This is a genomic window from Caproicibacter fermentans, assembly GCF_014303955.1.
In the GTDB taxonomy this organism is placed as follows: domain Bacteria; phylum Bacillota; class Clostridia; order Oscillospirales; family Acutalibacteraceae; genus Caproicibacter; species Caproicibacter fermentans.
The window spans coordinates 2,345,718-2,363,546 of the sequence record NZ_CP060286.1; the positions used below are offsets into that span (position 1 = coordinate 2,345,718).

17 protein-coding genes and 1 pseudogene are annotated in these 17,829 nt (G+C 55.8%); all 18 read right to left on the reverse strand.

All coding sequences use genetic code 11. The features are described from left to right. Position 1 precedes the first annotated feature (1 nt). The 18 genes and pseudogenes from lysS to HCR03_RS11675 all read right to left on the reverse strand — a co-directional run bounded on the left by lysS (position 2) and on the right by HCR03_RS11675 (position 17,783). Positions 2-1,510 carry a lysine--tRNA ligase gene (gene lysS, locus HCR03_RS11595; protein ID WP_407926807.1) on the reverse strand — a complete coding sequence of 503 codons (1,509 nt, stop codon included), beginning with the start codon at positions 1,508-1,510 and terminating at the stop codon, positions 2-4. A gap of 128 nt (positions 1,511-1,638) precedes the next feature. Continuing rightward, a complete protein-coding gene (gene greA / locus HCR03_RS11600; protein ID WP_066645652.1) occupies positions 1,639-2,124 on the reverse strand; it encodes a transcription elongation factor GreA in 486 nt (161 codons plus the stop codon). 113 nt (positions 2,125-2,237) lie between these two features. After that, entirely contained in the window at positions 2,238-3,548 is a 1,311-nt protein-coding gene (locus HCR03_RS11605; RefSeq protein WP_187034312.1) for a S41 family peptidase, read from the reverse strand. Positions 3,549-3,567: 19 nt separating this feature from the next. Beyond that, positions 3,568-4,770, reverse strand: coding sequence for a murein hydrolase activator EnvC family protein (locus HCR03_RS19815; protein ID WP_228724956.1), 1,203 nt, complete (start codon positions 4,768-4,770; stop codon positions 3,568-3,570). Next, complete coding sequence (gene ftsX, locus HCR03_RS11615; protein ID WP_066645644.1) at positions 4,760-5,671, reverse strand: permease-like cell division protein FtsX; 912 nt, start codon at positions 5,669-5,671, stop codon at positions 4,760-4,762. The genes HCR03_RS19815 and ftsX overlap by 11 nt, the downstream gene beginning before the upstream one ends. Continuing rightward, complete coding sequence (gene ftsE / locus HCR03_RS11620) at positions 5,664-6,347, reverse strand: cell division ATP-binding protein FtsE (protein WP_066645639.1); 684 nt, start codon at positions 6,345-6,347, stop codon at positions 5,664-5,666. The genes ftsX and ftsE overlap by 8 nt, the downstream gene beginning before the upstream one ends. Before the next feature lie 164 nt (positions 6,348-6,511). After that, the gene (locus HCR03_RS11625) at positions 6,512-7,597 is read right to left on the reverse strand and encodes a PucR family transcriptional regulator (protein ID WP_066645637.1); all 1,086 of its coding nucleotides are present in this window, start codon (positions 7,595-7,597) and stop codon (positions 6,512-6,514) included. A 229-nt stretch (positions 7,598-7,826) separates the two neighbouring features. Then, a complete protein-coding gene (locus HCR03_RS11630; protein WP_066645635.1) occupies positions 7,827-8,939 on the reverse strand; it encodes an ABC transporter ATP-binding protein in 1,113 nt (370 codons plus the stop codon). Positions 8,940-9,171: 232 nt separating this feature from the next. Next, a complete protein-coding gene (locus HCR03_RS11635; protein WP_187034313.1) occupies positions 9,172-9,900 on the reverse strand; it encodes a pseudouridine synthase in 729 nt (242 codons plus the stop codon). Between the two features lie 1,615 nt (positions 9,901-11,515). Further along, positions 11,516-12,145: a DUF4830 domain-containing protein gene (locus HCR03_RS11640; RefSeq protein WP_066645630.1), complete on the reverse strand. Its 630-nt coding sequence runs from the start codon at positions 12,143-12,145 to the stop codon at positions 11,516-11,518. A gap of 98 nt (positions 12,146-12,243) precedes the next feature. Beyond that, positions 12,244-14,316, reverse strand: a complete 2,073-nt coding sequence (locus tag HCR03_RS11645; protein WP_187034315.1) for an elongation factor G — start codon at positions 14,314-14,316, stop codon at positions 12,244-12,246. A gap of 210 nt (positions 14,317-14,526) precedes the next feature. Further along, on the reverse strand, positions 14,527-14,664 hold the full coding sequence (locus tag HCR03_RS20155; protein ID WP_267459177.1) for a hypothetical protein: 138 nt from the start codon (positions 14,662-14,664) through the stop codon (positions 14,527-14,529). Between the two features lie 3 nt (positions 14,665-14,667). Continuing rightward, a pseudogene (locus tag HCR03_RS20325) lies at positions 14,668-14,835 on the reverse strand (S41 family peptidase); the annotation flags it as partial. Continuing rightward, positions 14,816-15,442 carry an NADPH-dependent FMN reductase family protein gene (locus tag HCR03_RS11655; RefSeq protein ID WP_187034317.1) on the reverse strand — a complete coding sequence of 209 codons (627 nt, stop codon included), beginning with the start codon at positions 15,440-15,442 and terminating at the stop codon, positions 14,816-14,818. The gene HCR03_RS11655 and the pseudogene HCR03_RS20325, both read right to left, overlap by 20 nt. Beyond that, positions 15,439-15,939: a flavodoxin family protein gene (locus HCR03_RS11660; RefSeq protein WP_066645622.1), complete on the reverse strand. Its 501-nt coding sequence runs from the start codon at positions 15,937-15,939 to the stop codon at positions 15,439-15,441. The genes HCR03_RS11655 and HCR03_RS11660 overlap by 4 nt, the downstream gene beginning before the upstream one ends. Further along, positions 15,936-16,448, reverse strand: a complete 513-nt coding sequence (locus tag HCR03_RS11665; protein ID WP_187034320.1) for a hypothetical protein — start codon at positions 16,446-16,448, stop codon at positions 15,936-15,938. Before HCR03_RS11665 ends, HCR03_RS11660 begins: the two co-directional genes overlap by 4 nt. Further along, positions 16,432-16,608, reverse strand: coding sequence for a TetR family transcriptional regulator (locus HCR03_RS11670; protein WP_187034322.1), 177 nt, complete (start codon positions 16,606-16,608; stop codon positions 16,432-16,434). Before HCR03_RS11670 ends, HCR03_RS11665 begins: the two co-directional genes overlap by 17 nt. 740 nt (positions 16,609-17,348) lie before the next feature. Continuing rightward, the gene (locus HCR03_RS11675) at positions 17,349-17,783 is read right to left on the reverse strand and encodes a hypothetical protein (RefSeq protein WP_187034324.1); all 435 of its coding nucleotides are present in this window, start codon (positions 17,781-17,783) and stop codon (positions 17,349-17,351) included. Between the last annotated feature and the right edge of the window lie 46 nt (positions 17,784-17,829).

Consider the following 17,829-nt stretch of genomic DNA (forward strand, 5'->3'; position numbering starts at 1 on the left):
ATCAATCCTCCCGCGGTTTCATTGTGGGGAACAAAAGCACATCGCGAATCGAGGCGCTGTCCGTCAGCAGCATCACAAGGCGGTCGATGCCCATGCCCATGCCGCCGGTCGGCGGCATTCCGTATTCCATCGCCGTGAGGAAATCCTCGTCGATCACATCGGTTTCCTCCTCGCCCGAGGCGCGCAATTCCGCCTGATGCACAAAACGGCCGCGCTGGTCGATCGGGTCGTTCAGTTCCGAATAGGCGTTGGCGAATTCGCAGCGGTTGATAAACAGCTCGAAGCGTTCCACCAGCTCCGGCATGCCGCGCTTGCGCTTTGTCAGCGGAGAAACCTCCACCGGATAGTCGTAAATGAACGTCGGCTGGACGAGCTTATCCTCGACGGTCGCCTCGAAGGCCTTCGCCATGATGTCGCCCCATCTGTCGGCGGAACCCAGCTCCAGGTGAAGCTGACCCGCAACCTCGCGCGCCTTTTCGTCGTCGCCCTTAAACGAGAGGAAATCAATCCCCGCGTATTTCTGAATCGCGTCGTTCATCGAAAGGCGGGTAAACTGCCCGGAAAGGTCGATCTCCTCCCCCTGCCAGGTGACACGCTCGGTGCCGCAGGCCTTCCTGGCGCATTCCTGAACCAGCAGCTCGGTGCGGTCCATCATGCCGTGGTAGTCGGTATAGGCCTCGTACAGCTCCAGGCTGGTGTACTCCGGACTGTGCTTCACGTCCATGCCCTCGTTGCGGAAGCAGGGGCCGATTTCATACACCCGCTCCATGCCGCCGACGATCAGGCGCTTCAGGTGCAGCTCCGTCGCGATGCGCAGGTACAGGTCCATATCGAGGGTATTGTGGTGGGTAACAAACGGGCGGGCCGCCGCGCCGCCCGCAACGGTGTTCAGGACCGGCGTTTCGACTTCCACATAGCCCAGGCCGTCCAGCACGTCGCGGATGGCGCGGATGATGGCGCTGCGTTTTAAGAACGTCTCCCTGACTTCCGGGTTCATGATCAGGTCGAGGTACCGCTGGCGGTACCTCAGGTCCGTGTCCTTCAGCCCGTGAAATTTTTCGGGCAGCGGCAGCAGGGATTTGGAGAGCAGGCGGATTTCTTTCGCGTGAACGGAAATTTCGCCGCGGCGCGTTTTAAACACATAGCCCTTTACGCTGATGATGTCGCCGACGTCCCAGTAATTTTTCAGGTCGGTATAGCTTTCCTCGCCGACCTGGTCGATTTTCATATAGACCTGAATCCGTCCGCTGCGGTCGGAAAGGTCCATAAACCCGGCCTTGCCCATATCGCGCCAGCCCATAATCCGGCCCGCGATGCACACGTCCTGATTTTCCAGCTCCGCGAAACGGTCGCGGATTTCCTGCGCCGAGCGGTCGTGGGGGCAGGTGGTGATATAAAAGGGATCCTTGCCCGCCTGCTGCAGCGCGCTCAGCTTGTCCCTTCGGATTTCGGTTTCGCTTCTGTTTTCCGGATTTTCTGTCAGTCCCGTTGTACCGTCGCTCATGTTCATTCTCCTATATCAAGTAATAATTTCCATCCGGTCCGTTTGCGCCGAAAAGCCCCCCGATGCAGGGATCGGCGGGCGGCGCGGAAAAAAGGCAGGAGCGACCGTCACAACAGCCTCACCTGCCCGCAGTTTTATTTGGATATGGCTAAAATCTCATATTCCATTACGCCGGCGGGCACTTCCACCGTAACCTTGTCGCCGATTCCGTGATCCAGGATGGCTTTCCCGACCGCCGATTCGTCAGAGATGCAGCCGTTGACCGGGTCCGCCTCGTTGGAGCCGACCATCCGGTAATTGACCACCCTGCTGCTTCCGGTTTCGGGGTTGACAACGCGCAGCTCCACTTTGGAGCCGATATGCACATTCTCGCTGCTCAGCTCGCTTTCATCGAGGACCCGGACATTTTTCAGCAGGACCTCAATATCCGCGATGCGCGCTTCGATGATCGCCTGCTCGTTTTTCGCTTCGTCGTACTCGCTGTTTTCGGACAGGTCGCCGAACGAAAGGGCAACCTTGATTTTTTCGGCAACTTCTTTTCTTTTAACGCTTTTCAGTTCCTCAAGCTCGTTCTCCAGCTTTTCAAGGCCTTCCTTTGTCAGGACTACCTGTTTGACCATTTTACTACCACCCTTTACTCTTTCGCGAAATTCAGGCGCTCCGCCGGGGTAATTCTATTATAGTGAGCCGGGTCCGTTCTGTCAATAAACCCGCGGGCGAAAATCCGCCGGCGTCAATCCGCCGGACTTTGCGACGCGGGCGCGTCGGATGAGGAGGAAGTCCCCGGCACCTGCCGCACGGCGGCTCCCTGGCGAATCAGCGCGGTGACGCCCGCCTGAATCTGCGGGTCCTCCGCAAACGGCAGCCGGCTGCGGATCAGCTTGTTTTCCTGTTCCGCGGTCAGGCCTTTGTTCATATCCGCCCCGATTCCGGTCCCGTTAAAAGTCTTCCCGCCGAGGGTGAGATAATCCGCGACGGACAGAATCATGGCCGAACCGTCGGAAAGCGGAACCGCCTCGTCCTTTGTTCCGTAGCCGGCCGTCTTTTCCCCCACCAGCAGGCCCTTTTTAAAATCCCTGATATCCGCGGCAAAAATTTCGGCCGCTCCGTAAGTGCTGCCGTTGATCAGAACGCTGACCGGCAAATCGACTTCGCCGGATTTTGAGGCGTACTCCACCGTGACCTTTCCGCTTTTATCCCGGCTGCTGACCGTGTTTCCGGCGGGCAGCAAAACGTCCAGCACCTTCGCGGCCGCCTCTACGCTGCCGCCCGGATTGTTGCGCAGATCCACGACGAGGCCGCAGGCGCCTTCGCCGAGGAGCTTATTGAGCGACGAGCTGAACTTCGCGGGCGTGTCCTGCGTAAATTCCGAAATTTTCAGATACGCGGCGTTCCCGTTGATCATGGAATGGGTGACGGTTTGTTCCGTATACTCCGCGCGCGTGACGGTCAGCGTCATGCGCTCCGACGCGGCGGCCGCGGAGGAAGACGAGGAGACCGGCTGCGCTTTCGGGCGCAAAACGCCCAGCGCCACCTTGGTTCCCGCCGTGCCGTCCAGCTTGTTCAGCGCGTCGCCGTAGGTAATGCGCACAATTTCCTTTCCGTCCATCGTCACAATGACGTCGCCCTTTTTGATTCCCGCCTTCTCCGCCGGGGAATTCGGCAGCACCTCCGTTACCTCCATGTTTCCGTCCTCATCCTGAACGGTTTTAATGCCGACCCCGATGCTTTTGGAGGAATTTGCCGCCAGATACTCCTTGTACTTCCGGGCGGAGAGATACTGGGCGTGCGAATCCCCCAGCCCCGCGACGTACCCGGCGCAGATGCCGTCCGTCAGGGAGGCGTCGTCGATCGTGCCGATGTAGTCCTGCCGCGCCTTCTGGTCGATTTCGCTCAGCTTCTGGTACATGGCCTGCCGTTCGTTGATATCGGCCACTTTGGAATTAAAGCTGTTCATGGCGTAAACGTAGGTGAGCGAAACCGTGACGGCCGCCGTGACGGCCGAAATCGATATCGCCGCTCCCAGCGGGAATTTTTTGCCCATTGCCTTCAGTCCTTATCGATTACTTTGTAAACCAGTTCATCGGGTTTTTCGCGACGCCGTTCACGCGGATCTCAAAATGGCAGTGCGGTCCGCTGGACTGGCCGGTGGAACCGACGTAGCCGATGACCTGCCCCTTCGTCACCTGCTGCCCTTTGCTGACCGCCACGCGGCTCATGTGGCCGTACAGCGTGGAATACCCGCCGCCGTGGTCGATGGCGACCACGTTGCCGTACCCCCCGTAGCCGGTGCCGTACTGGCCGTAACCCGCCTGGATGACTTTGCCGGAGTCCGCCGCGACGATCGCCGCGCCGTAGATGCCGGACCGGGAAATATCGATCCCTTTGTGGAAGCCGCCCCAGCGTGATCCAAACGGGCTGGAAATACTCGTACAGCTCGGCACCGGCCAGGTAAAGTTGCCCTTGCTGATATAGCCGCCGCTGCCGGAGGTCCCGCCGCTGTTTTTCTTTAACGATTCATAGTACTCCCGGTACCATTGGTCGACTGCGGCCGAGGCCTCGTCCTCCTGCTTGGCAAGCGCTTTGCTCTGCGCCTGCGCCGCGGATTCATCGGAAGCAATGTCGGCAAGGGCGCTGTTCGCCTCATTGATATAGCCGGTCAGTTCGGACTGTTTCTTATCGTATTCCTTTTTGCTTTCCGCCACGGCGGCCCTTTGCTTTTCTATCTCCGACTTCTGGTCCGAAACGGACTTCATTTCGTCCTTAAGCTGGTTGATCAGGTCCGTGTCGTGCTGGGTAATCGCCTGCAGGACCTCGGCCTTGTCCGCCAGGTCCATCACGCTCTTCGCGTTCAGAATCACTTCCAGGGTGGAGGCGTCGCCGGTCAGATAAATGGCGTAGAGTCTGTCCTTCAGCTTTGCAAGGTCCGTGTCGATACTCTTCTGCTTCTGCGCGATCTGATCCTCTTTCTCTTTGATATTGCTGTTCAGATCTGCGATCTGGTCGTTCAGATTGTCAATTTGTTCCTCTACCGTACTAATTTGCGAAGTCAGCGCGTCTTTATACTGCTGTTTTTTTGCTTTGTCATTTTTCAGGCTTTTAATCTGCGCGTCCACCTGCTCCTTTTTCTGCTTGAGCGCGCTCTGCCTTTTCTGCAGCTGGCTCAGGGTGGAAGCCTGCGCCGGCTTTACCGCCGGCACGGAAAGGACCATCAGAAACGCCGCCAGCACCGCCGCGAGGATTTTCATTCCTTTGTTACCATTCAACGATCTCGCCTCCCTCTTTCTTCAAATATTTTCCGATGGAAATCGCTCCGCCGACCGCCCCGAACAAAGAACCGGCCAGCAGAAACATCAGCGTGATCTTCCACTGGATCGGCCCGACCGAAATCGGTGAAAAAACCGTGATGGAGGTCAGCGTGCCGGTAAGCTTGTCGTAAAGGAACCGCAGGATCAGGCTGCCGACCCCGCCCGAAATCAGGCCGATGATAACGCCCTCCACAACAAACGGCACGCGCACGAACCAGTTGGTCGCGCCCACGGATTTCATGATGCTGATTTCCAGTCTGCGTGAAAACATGGTCACGCGGATCGTATTTGAGATAATAAACAGGGAAACCAGACTGAGCAGCAGGATAATCCAGAACCCGACGGTCGTCACCAGCCGGTCCAGGCTGGTCAGCTTTGCCGCGATGTCGGAGTAGTCGTTAATCGAAGAAACCCCGTCGATTTTTTTGATCTGTTCCACCGTATCCTTGTATTTTGACAGATCCTTAAAGGAAACCTGAAACGCGTCCGGCAGGGGGTTGTCCTTTCCGGTCATATCCTTGATCAAAGAGGAGTCCTTGTCGCCGAGCATTCCCATAACCTTCTGGATCGCGTCGTCTTTCGAAACGAATTGGCAGCTTTTAATGTTGTCCAGCTTTTTAATCTCTTCGCCCGCCTTGAGGGAAGCCAGAACGGGCAGATCCTTGTCCATATAAATTTTAACGGAGTTGCTGCCTTCCACCGAGGCCATCGCGGCGCTGATATTCATGGAGAACAGCGTCGCGGCCCCGGTCAGAAGCAGGCAGGAAACCAGCACGCCGATCGACGCGAGCGACATGGTGCGGTTGCTCCAGATGTTCCTGACGCCTTCCCGCAGCAAATAGCGGATATTGTTAAGCATGGCGCACCTCCCAGTTGCAGCTGTCCGCAACAACGGTGCCGCCGTGTATTTCAATCACCCTGCGCCCGAAATGCTTGACGAGGGAATGTTCATGCGTCACCATCAGAATGGTGGTTCCGCGCTTGTTGATTTCACTGAACAGATCGACGATTTCAAAAGAGAGCGCCGGGTCGATGTTTCCGGTGGGCTCGTCCGCGATCAGCAGGCGCGGAGAATTAATCAGCGCCCTCGCAAGGCCCACGCGCTGCTGCTCCCCGCCCGAAAGCTCGCGCGGATGGCAGTCCGCCTTGTTCTGAAGATTGACAAGGCCCAGTATGTATGGCACGCGCCTGCGGATTTCACGGCTGGAAGCGCCGACGACATGCATGGCGAACGCCACGTTTTCATAAACCGTCATTTTCTGAATCAGGCGGAAATCCTGAAACACCATCCCCATTGTGCGCCTTAAATACGGCACGTCTCCCCGTTTGAGTTCATTCAGCTTCTGCTCCCCCACGACGATCTCGCCTTCGCTCGGCCGCTCCTCGCAGGTAATCAGCTTTAAAAAGGTGCTTTTGCCCGCGCCCGACGACCCCACGATGAATACAAATTCGCCGTCGTTAACGTGAAGGTTGACATTGCTCAGCGCTTTCGTGCCGTTGGAATAGATTTTACTCACGTCCTGAAATTCAATCAATTCCATCTCTCCATATCTTCAAATTCCCATTATTTTCCCTGTTTTTACCACTTTTGGGGCGCAAAAAAGAAAGCCCGTTGGTACGTTTACATAATACCAACGGGCTCTGATAATATAATTCTTTATTAGAAAACTTTGTAATATTTTTGTAATTTTTTATTCTGTTAAAATTTAACCGGGTTGGAGGAAAGATATTTCTTTACCATTAACGCAACCTTGAAAATAATGGCGTCTTCGAATTCCCGCAGATCCAGTCCGGTGATTTTCTTAATCTTCTCCAGACGGTATACCAGCGTGTTGCGGTGGACGAACAGCTTGCGCGAGGTTTCGGAAACATTCAGGTTGTTTTCAAAGAAGCGCTGAATGGTAAACAGGGTTTCGTGGTCCAGCGAATCGATGGAGCCGCGCTTGAAGACCTCCTTCAAAAACGCCTCGCACAGCGTTGTGGGCAGCTGGTAAATCAAGCGCGCAATGCCCAGGTTGTCGTAGCTGACGATCAGCCGCTCGGTGTCGAATACCTTTCCGACCTCCAGCGCGACCTGTGCTTCCTTAAATGAACGCGCAAGATCCTTGATGCCCGAAACGATGGTTCCGATGCCGACGACGCAGTGGGTGTAAAACTCGCTGCTGAGCGTGTCGACGATCGACCCCGCCAGCTTATCCAGGTCTTTCATTTCGATGCCGGGCTTGACTTCCTTCACGAGCGCAATGTCGGTTTCGTTGATGTTGATGATGAAATCCTTGTTCTTGTCCGGGAACAGGTTCTGGATGACGTCAAAAGCGGAAATATCCGATTTGTTCGTAATTTTGATGAGCATGCACACGCGGCTGACATCTGAATTGAAGCGAAGCTCCCGTGCCTTCAAATAAATGTCTCCGGGCAGGATATTGTCCAGGATAACGTTTTTAATAAAGTTGCTTCGGTCGTACTTTTCATCGTAGTACTGCTTGATGCTGCTGAGCGAAACGGCCAGAAGCGAAGCGTACCGGCCGGCCTCCGGGTCGCTGCCTGAAACAAACACCGCGTATTCCGGGCGCGGGCGGTTGCCGAAAGACCGGTAGGTATAACCGTTGACCACAAAGGTACCGGGCGCGGCCAGTGTTTCCGCCGTGATGCTGTCGTTCACTTCCCCGATCCGCCCTAGCTCGCTGCAGGCGATAATTACGGAGGTTTCGTCGATCACACCGATGGTGCGGTCGATCGCATCCTTCATTTGATGGATTACACCCTGAAACAGCCTGTTAGACATGGCATTCCCTCATTTCCAATCTATCTGAACTTAAACTAATACAAACAGCCATTCTGTATCCATTTTACATAAAGATGAATAAGATTTCAACCGTATCTTTCATATTATCGGAAAAAAAACAGCAAAATATTGCTTTATGCGGAAAAAAAGCATATGAAATTTTCTCCATCCAAGAAAAACGCCGCGCGGGCGCGTCTGCGCCCGCGCGGTGTTAGCCCGGCAGAACAACTCAGTTTAAAATGGTCTTTTCGGTTTCCTTGTCAAACAAATGCATCTTGTTCAGCTCAAACGCAACTTTGATGCGGTCGCCGGATTTTGCCTTCGACGCGGGGTCGACCCGCGCGGTGATGTTGACTCCCTCGCAGTTTAAGTACAGGTAGGTTTCCGCGCCCATCAGCTCGGTAACCTCAACGTCCGTTTCCACAATGCCCTCGGTCGCCTTTTCCAGGAACTCCGGCTCGTCGTGTACGTTTTCGGGGCGGATTCCGAGAACAACCGCCTTGCCGGCGTAATCCTTCAGCGCGTCGTCCTTGCTTTTGTCCGCGGGAACGGGAATGCTGTACCGGCCGAATTTAAACTCGTAACTGGAGCCGTTCTTTTCCAGGGTGCCGTCCAAAAAGTTCATCTGCGGCGAGCCCATGAATCCCGCGACAAACTGATTCACCGGGAAATCATACAGGTTCTGCGGCGTATCCACCTGCTGGATGAAACCGTCCTTCATCACGACGATGCGGTCACCCATGGTCATGGCCTCCGTCTGGTCGTGCGTGACGTAAATGAAAGTCGTGCCCAGTCTTTTGTGCAGCTTTGCGATTTCCGTCCTCATCTGGGCGCGCAGTTTCGCATCCAGGTTGGAAAGCGGTTCGTCCAGGAGGAAAACCTTCGGGTTGCGGACGATGGCGCGGCCCAGCGCGACACGCTGCCGCTGCCCGCCGGAAAGAGCCTTCGGCTTGCGGTCCAGAAGATGGGAAATATCCAGATTCCGCGCGGCTTCTTCCACGCGGCGCTTAATTTCGTCCTTGGGGATTTTGCGCAGCTTCAGGCCAAACGCCATGTTGTCGAAAACCGTCATGTGCGGGTACAGAGCGTAGTTCTGGAACACCATCGCGATATCGCGGTCTTTCGGCGCCACATCGTTTGAAAGCGAGTCGCCGATGTAGAGCTCGCCCTTGGTGATTTCCTCCAGCCCCGCGATCATCCTCAGCGTGGTGGACTTGCCGCAGCCGGAAGGCCCGACCAGAATGATGAATTCCTTATCCTTGATTTCCAGATTAAAGTCCGTTACCGCCGTGACGTTGCCGCTGTAAACTTTATAAACATTTTTTAAAGTTACGCTCGCCATAAAACAAAAACCTCCTGTTTTATCCGTTCTTAACAGAAAAGCAGTTTAAAATTAAAACTGTTTCTCTCAGTGGAATCATCATAACAGAACTGCCAATGGAAGAACAGATTCTTTTTACCCAAAGTTTCTTTTAAGGCTTTATGGAAATCCGATAAATCACAAAACGCGGATTTGATTTTCGTTAATTTTAGCACGCGGTCTCATGCAAAAACACGGCCGGTTTTCGTGCATTTTATCCATGTCCCTCCCCGAGCGCCAGCGAAACTTCCTCCGGGCTCAGCTCCCGCGCGGCGCCCTCCGGCAGCGCCGGATCGAGCGAAAGGCCGCCGATCCGCACCCGGCGCAGCGACAAAACAAGATTCTCCCTTGCCAGGAACATCCGCTTCACCTGGTGGAATTTGCCTTCCCGCACCTTGATGAGCACCAGCGGATGCTCCCCTTCCCGCAGGACCGAAAGCTCCGCGGGCAGGCAGGTCATCCCGTTCCCCAGCGTCACGCCCCGGCGGAACGCAAGGATGTCCCCCTGCGAAACCGGGGAATCCAGCTCCGCCTCATACCATTTCATCACATGGCTTTTCGGGGCGAGCATGCGGTGCGCGAAAGCGCCGTCGTCCGTCAGGATGAGCATCCCGCGAGTGTCCTTATCCAGCCTGCCGGCGGGAAAAATCCCGCGCCGCCGGAGCCGGGGCGGCAGCAGGTCCACCACCGTGCGGGCGCGCGGGTCGCGCGAAGCCGACAGAACGCCGACCGGCTTATTCATCATCAGATAGATAAATTTTTTAAACTCAAGGATTTCGCCGTCCACCGTGATCACGTCCGAGTCCGGGTCCGCTTTCTGTTCCGACCGCTTCACCGCAACTCCGTTTACATTCGTCCGCCCGGAACGAATGATCGCCCCGACCTCTTTCCGGCTGCCCAGATTCTGGGAAGCCAGAATTTTATCCAGCCGCTGCATCGCCATGCCTTTTGCCCCCTTCCGTCGGAATCAGTATATCCGTTCCGCCGGAAAAGATCAAGGCGGCGGTTTCTCCGGACAGAAAGCGACTTTCGCAGCCGCAGAGCAGAAATATTTTCTAAACTGGGGAAAAGTGCCCCTTAACCATAATTTCTTCAATTTATTTAGTTTGTCCTCAGGCCGCACGGGCCCCTACTTTCGTCCTCAAACGAAAGTAGGCAAAGGTTGAGTAGGGGGGGCAGCGTGACGCTGCATCCAAAGTGTCGGTAACAAGAGCGGCGAGAGAAAGTAAAGCAAAACACGATTCTTCAGCCGTGGGCGCCGTAGGCGAGTAAGGGCCGGATGGCCTCCCCCTACACCCCCGACTACCGTCATACAACACAGAAATGTTCTTGTAACGCAGTGCTTTTCCTTGACGGTTCCCATTCTTTCCCTAAGTGCTCAATATGGAAGCACACAGGAAATTGAGAGATCGAAAGTGAGCTTTTCCAAAGTTGAGCAAGGTTGGAATATCGACGGCTTGAGTCAAGGCAAGCTAACGAATTGCAGTTTCCCTAAAATAAAGCAGTGGCTTTTCTCCGGAGCCCCCGTCGTCAATGAGAAGCAGTAGGCTTTAGAACATTGCTTTTCCCGTTGACAGGTGCCGGGGGGCGTCGGGGGGGGACGGTTGGAGCCCTCCCTACGGGAGTTTGAAGTCCCCCCCCGACCCGTACTTTGCATACTTTCGTACGGGACCGAAAGTATGGGCCCGTGCGGCCTGAGCACAAACTGAAAATAAGAAATAATTTGGGTTAAGGGGCACTTGGCCCCAAGAAGAATTAAAAAGAATAAAATAGAAGGATTAAGGCCGCGTAGCGCGATAGACGCTTTGCGTCCCCGTCCGGCCTGAGGACAGAGAGAAAATTAGAAAAAATAAGGGTTAAGGGGCACTCAGCCCCAAATAAGAATTAGATTTCTTCGCTACGGCTACAGAAGTCGCCTTGCGTCCCCGTGCGGCCTGAGCACATTAAAATAAACTAAAAGAAATAATTATGAAAAGAAAACATAATAAAAAATTGCTAAAAGTAGCGGCGAACCGCCGCCGCTTTCATACGATAAAAATATTTAGTTGAATTTTGGAAAATAAAGGATTATAATGAGATTGCAAGGCAAATAAAAAGCGCAATGCAGAGACAGAGTGTTAGCGCACTCTGCCCCCTGCATACGGAGCACCAGCCTCCATATACCACGGAATTCACCGCGCATTGCAGAAACCATTATACTTCCTTTTTCCGTTTTTGTACAGAGGGAAGAAAGATGGTCCACAGCCTGATTGCGCGCGCGCCGGTGTATGGAATGACCCTTTTCCGTACCGGCGCTTTTTGTTTTCTTGCGGGTAACGGCTGTCGCGCCTCGCAAAGGGTGAACTCCTCGGCAGGCACGCGGCGGCATGTTCCCCGCCGGCAAAACTGATGTTTGTGAAAAGAACTGTGGAAAAAGTAATGCAAACCCTACCATACCCGGCGCGCGCGGAGCGTTTTTGCCGGCAAAAGGGAGCACGGCGCCCGTTCGGCGGGCGCTGTGCTCCTGATTTTTTTGCCGGTCCGTCCGGGTGGGGGCGCGCCCCGTGGTTTCAGCCTGCTCAGTCCGTCGGCCACGCGTTCGCGGGAATTTCCGACGAAGCCTTCGACTGCGCTTCCTCCACTTCCGATGAAACCGTCCGGGCCGGGGCCATGGTCAGCGCGTCGTCGGTCCCCCGCGCGAGAGTCGGTTCGTTGACGCCGTAGTCGTTGCTGTCGAGCTGCCCGTCAAAGCCGGTCATAAAGCCGTCCAGCGCCGGCGTGCAGAGGTCGCCGCCGACGACCTTGCCGTCGTAGACGAGCAAAGTTCCCCGCATGATCTCCTGTTCCGGGAAATTCGTGATTTCATACACCCACTGCTTGCAGGTTTTGCCCGCATAGGGGGTGAGGTCGAGCCCCTGCTCCTGCTGAATGTTGTTGTATTTGGTGTAGACGTCGTCAAATGTCTGCGGGATCGTGACTTCGCCGTCGGAAACCGACTGCGGCTTTACCTCCCAGCCGAACTGCTTAAAAAAGGCGATGCGCTCTTCGTTGGTCGAAGCGGCCAGGCTGTATTTTTTGCCGCTGTTGTCGGCTTCCGGCGCGGAGTTGTTCAGCTTCACCGCGACAATGGCGGCGGTGACCACCAAAAGTACGGCCGCAAGAACGGCGATTGTTTTCCTTTTTCCCGTTTTAACCGAAATTACAAACATAATTCCGCCCCCTCAGGCAAATACATATGCCGGGGGGGCGGAAAAAATTCTCAGTTTCGGCGGCATTGCCCCGCCGCTGAAATAAAAATTAAGCGGGATCAGGCGTCCGCGGTCTCCGCGGAGGTCGAGGATTCCATGACCTTCTGCGCGACCTGCGGCGGAGCCTCCTCATACCGCGCGAAGGTAAAGGTAAACGAGCCGCGGCCCTGCGTCACCTGACGGACGAAGGTGGTAAAGTCGTGCATTTCCGACTGGGGAACGTCGGCCTCGATGGTCTGCGTCCCCGCTCCGGCCGGCTCCATGCCGAGCACGCGGCCGCGCCGTTTGTTGATTTCGCCCATCAGGTCGCCCATGTTGTCGTCGGGCACGGTGCAGCGCAGCGTGCCGATCGGTTCCAGCAGAACGGGGGAAGCCTTCGGCATCCCGGTTTTGTACGCGAGCGCCGCCGCCATTTTGAACGACATTTCGGACGAATCCACCGGATGATAGGAGCCGTCGTAAAGCGTCGCCCGCAGCCCGACCACCGGGTACCCGGCGAGCGGCCCCCGCTCGATGCACTCGCGCAGACCCTTTTCCACCGCCGGGAAAAAGCTCTTCGGCACCGAGCCGCCGACCACGCGTTCCGCGAATTCCAATCCCTCGGCCTCGCACGGCTCAAATTCGATCCAGACGTCGCCGTACTGCCCGTGGCCGCCGGTCTGCTTTTTGTACTTGCCCTGCACCTGCACCTTTTTGCGGATGGTTTCGCGGTAAGCGACCCGGGGCGTTTCCAGCTGAATCGCCACGCCGAATTTCTTCTTCAGCTTGGAGGCAAGCACGTCCAGATGCTGTTCGCCCATGCCGGAAACAATCATCTGATGCGTCTCCGCGTTGGTTGCGAAACGCAGGGTGGGGTCCTCCTCCGTGAGCCGTATGATGCCCTGCGCCACCTTATCCTCTTCCCCCTTGGCCTTGGGCAGAACCGCCATGGAAAGGGAGGGAGCCGGGTACTCGACCGGGGCGAGCCTCACCCGGCGCTCGGGGGAACAGAGCGTGTCGCCGGTTTTCGCCGAAAGCTTCGGCACCGCGCCGATGTCCCCGGCCGCGAGGTACGGGACGTCCTCCTGCTTTTTGCCGCGCGGAACAATCGTCTTCCCGACGCGTTCCGGCTGGCCCGTCGTCAAGTTGACCAGCCCGCTGTCGGAAGAGATTCTTCCTGCGATGACTTTTAAGTAGGATAACTTCCCGATAAACGGGTCCGCGACGGTTTTAAAGACGACCGCCGCCGAGGGCGCCGTTTCGTCCACCGCAAGTTCAACCGGGTTGCCCTCCTCGTCCGTTCCGGTTTCTCCGCTCTTTTCCGCCGCGGAGGGCGCGAGCCACACAAGGCCGTTTAAAAGCTGGTCAATTCCGTTTAAGAGAAGCGCGTCGCCGCAGAACACGGGGGAGACCGCCCCGGTTTTCACGCCCTTGCTGATTCCGACGATGACTTCCTCCGGCGTAAAGCTCTCGCCGGAAAAATATTTGTCGAACATGTCGTCGCCCGTTTCCGCAACGGCTTCGTAAATCGCGGTGCGCAGGCCCTCCAGCCGCGTGCCCATATCCGGCATTTTCACCTCGACCGCTTTTCCGTCATGGTATTCGTACGCCTTGTATTCCAGCACGTTGACGTAGATATTCGCCTTTCCGTTCTGGATATACGGCACGACCACCGGGCACACCGACGGGCCGAAATAGGATTTCAGGTTTTCAAACACCTTGTAAAAATCCGCGCTTTCATCGCACAGGCCGTTGACGAAAAAGATTTTGGAAAGCCCGCGCGCGTCCGCCGCGGCTGCGGCCTTTTCGGTTCCGACCGCGACGCCGTCTTTCCCGGAGACCGCCACCAGCATGCAGTCGGCGGCTCGGACCGCCTCGCACAGGCCGCCCTCAAAATCGAACAGGCCGGGCGCGTCCAGCAGGTTGATCTTGTTGTTTTTCCATTCGAGCGGAGCCACCGAAGTCAATACGGACGTTTTCCGTTTGATTTCCTCCGGGTCGAAATCGCAGACGGTGTTTCCCTCACCGACCTTCCCCAGGCGGTCGGTGGCGCCGGAAAGATACAGCATCGCCTCGGCAATGCTGGTTTTTCCCGCGCCGCCGTGTCCCGCGAGCGCAATGTTTAAAATGTGCTTCGCCTCATATTGTTTCATAATAGCAGCTCCTTTCAGAGGTTGAAAAATTCATGAGATCAAACATCCAATTACTCAACCGAATTTATGATAATTATAGCTTGTTGCTATAAAAATTACAATGGATCCGGTTAATTTTGTTTGCTTTGCGCAGCACAATTCTTGCTCGGAATTTTTGGCACTGTTGGACAAAAAAAGCCCGCCGGCTGCCCGGCGGACTTCCTTTTCAATTCAGAGGGACGCTTCGGATCCGTCCCGTTTTTCAATCAAATCCAGGCAGGTTTGCAGCGCGTCTTTTCCCGGTTCGCAGGGAACATCCGGCGTTGTGCCGAACTCCTCGTTGCTGCCGCCGTCCGGGTTCAGCCCCAAGCTGGCGGAAAACCGCAGGCAAATTCCCGAGTTCGGCAGGACAAAAATCAGCGAGTCGATTCCGATTCCGTCACCGTTCGTTGGGTCCCCGACGATCGTAGCAAAGCCGGTCTGCTTGCAAAAATGGGCAAAGCCCTCCGCCGAAGAATTTCTACCGCTTTTGAAACAAATCTTTTGTCGCTAACCCGTTTGCCTTAGCCTGCTGCCGCCAGCCGATTTCCGCCGCCGTCTTGTACGCAATTCTGGGATAATTCGGGCTGGTAAACAAATCTTCCCCGCCCGACAAAGCATGGATGCTTTCCGCTAACTGCCGCAGCGCGGCGGAAAAATTCTTCTTCGGCCCTTTTCCCGGCGGCACGCTGGCAATGCCCGGCAGCATTCCCCCGCCGCCGAGGCCTGCCCCGCGCCCCCAGACAAGGCCCGATTTTTCGCACCAGTTCCGCATCATGCGCAGCGCGTGCCGGTTCTGCAGCCCCTCATAAAACCCGCAGTTGACAACGGCGTACACCGTCGGGGGATGCTCGCTTTTGCGGAAGGATTCCTCCAGACCTGCCATGCAGTTCAGAAGATGGGAGGGAATGCCGTCCACATAAAGCGGGAACGCGAACACCAGCGCGTCCTGATTCGCCAGCTCCTCCGTGTTTTCCGGCAGCGCGGGGGTGTGGAATCCGTACTCCGTGACGGCGTGCTCCGCGAGCAGGCCTTTCAATTCTTCCAGAATCACGCCGGAGGCGCTGTCCTTTAATTTCGGGCTTGCATTGATCAATGCGATTTTCATGACAGCACCCCCTTGAAATCTTCCGCGCGCTCCGCGAAATGAACCTCGCCGGCCGTACCGTTGAGGTTTACCGTGTTGGCCTGCACCAGTTCCCGCGCGGTCTGCCGCTCTGTTTCCGTCATATTTTCCCCGTAAAAACAAACCGACAGTTTAAAACGGTTGTCGTATCGGCCTTTGTGGTGCATTTCTCCGTTGCGGATGGTAAAGTCCGGAAGACTGTACGAAATGTTTCTGTCTACTACATTTTTGACGAATGGGCTGAATCCGCCGTAAAAGCACCTGCTGATCAGAATCAGCTCCTCGCACTGCGCCAGCAGCGCGCTCACGGTTTCGTATCCGTCGTGAATGACGCACTGCCCCGGGGTTTTGACCCAGCAGCCGAAGCAGCCGACACAGTGGCGAATCTTCCCATTGTCGGAAATCACGCGGATTCCGGATTGCTTCGGGAGGATTGTTTCCGCCTGCTCCGGCGTCAGATCATGAATGATCAGTTTCATTTGTTGTTCAACCTTTCTTCGCCGGAACGGTTTCCGGCGCGATTCTCGAGTTCCTTACGGTTCCCGCCGGCGCAAGGCTTTTCTCCGGACGACGGCCCCGCGGAATTCTCTTCTTTCCGGATTTGGTTCAAAAAGGAGAAGAACGCAAAATCCACCTGCGGGTGAATATCCTCAAACGGAAGATTTGCCGCTTCCGCCGCAAGCATGCAGGCGATCCCGTGCGTATAAATCATCATGCTCATATAAAGCCGCCGGGCGCCCGCTTCCGTAAGGCCGAGCGTCGATTTTATTTCCTGCGTAACGCCGTTCACCGCGCATTGGCGGTAAACCTCCTCAAAGGTGTTTGCCTTCATGTAGGGCGAGAGGAACAAAAACCGAAACAGGTTCTTTTCCTCCTTTGCAAAGGCCAAATGGCATTTGCCGGCGGATTGGAACCGCTGCTCCGGGTCCGACCGTTCTTCGATGAATCGGTATAAATACCGGCGGCAAACCTCAAACAGCTGCGTCATCAGTTCTTCCATCCCGCCGAAATAGCTGTAAATCGGCTGGACGGAGCACCCCCGCCTCTTCCGCGATTCTTCGCGCGTTCAGCTCGCCGGCCCCCTGCTCCCGCAGGACCCGGAACGCAGCCCGCAGAATTTCTTCTTTCGACGTCTTTTGCTTCGGCAATTCGAACCACCCTTATATTACGTTTGTTATATAACACTTGTAATATATAATATTCCGCGCAGTTTGTCAAGCTCAGATAAGTGAAATCCCAAAACGGCTTCAAAAAAGCCCGGGCGCACGAAGGAACCGGCGCCGGGGCTTTGCAAGAGCCGAAAAATACTGTTGAAATCTGGAAAAAACAGGTTTATAATGAAAATTGCAGGGCAGAAACAAAAAGTGCAAAGCAGGAACAGGGTGTCGGAAGCACCCTGCCCCCTGTATACGGAGAGCACTCTCCATACACAACGGTTTTCACCGCGCAATGCAGGACTTATTATACTTCCTTTTTTTGTATTTGTACAGAGGGGGGGAGGGGTTCGCAAGTCCGTTGAGATTGCACGCGCGCACCGGTGTATGGAATGAAAAAATTCCGTACCGGTGCTTTTTGTTGCCTTGCGGGGGCAGCGTACCGCGATTCATTTTCGCACGGGAAGTCCGGAAAAGCTTTGCGGGACCGTTTGTCCCCGCCGGCGGCGGGTGTGTGCCTGAAAGGGCGCGGTGAAAGGAAGTAAAAATAAAAGCGCCGTCCCGCGGTTTTGCGGAGCTTAGGCAAGCTTCGACAGAGCCGACGGGCCGGCGCGCCGGAATCGGGACCGACCCGGTCTGTGAACGTGAAAGCGCGATGGGGCCGGAAAAGACCGCCGACGGCGAAGAAAAAAGGAGCGGAGCGCCTTGTTTGGGCGTTCCGCTCCCGCTTTTTATCAGATTGCGCCGTCCCTGCGGTCCCTTCCCTTTTTCACGTTTCGTCTTGTCAGGGCGAGGGCGACGGCCACGGCGACGGAAAAGCAGAGGCAATCGATCAGCAGACAGACCGCAGCGGCAAATCCGCCGCCGGCCGAAAGGTTCCCGTACCCCGGATGAATTCTGTTCATCCAGTCGTAAAGAAAATTCGACTGCCGGTAACAGAAAAAAACCGCGATTGCCGCCGGAAGGGAAACGAGCCATTTGTAAAAGACATGCCGTCTGCTGTCCGCCGCCAGCAGAAGCCCCAGCGCGGCGTTGGTCAGCAGGGCGGAGCCAAACATTATCGTAAAGAAAAAATCACGAGTCAGAAACGTGAGCACCAGCGTCCAGTAAAAAGCGGAAACAAACAGAACACCGCAAAGCAGACTTTTGCCGATTTCTTTCAGATTCATTTTTTTCCTCCGTTCGAAAGGTCCATCCGGGCCGGACGCGCCTGCG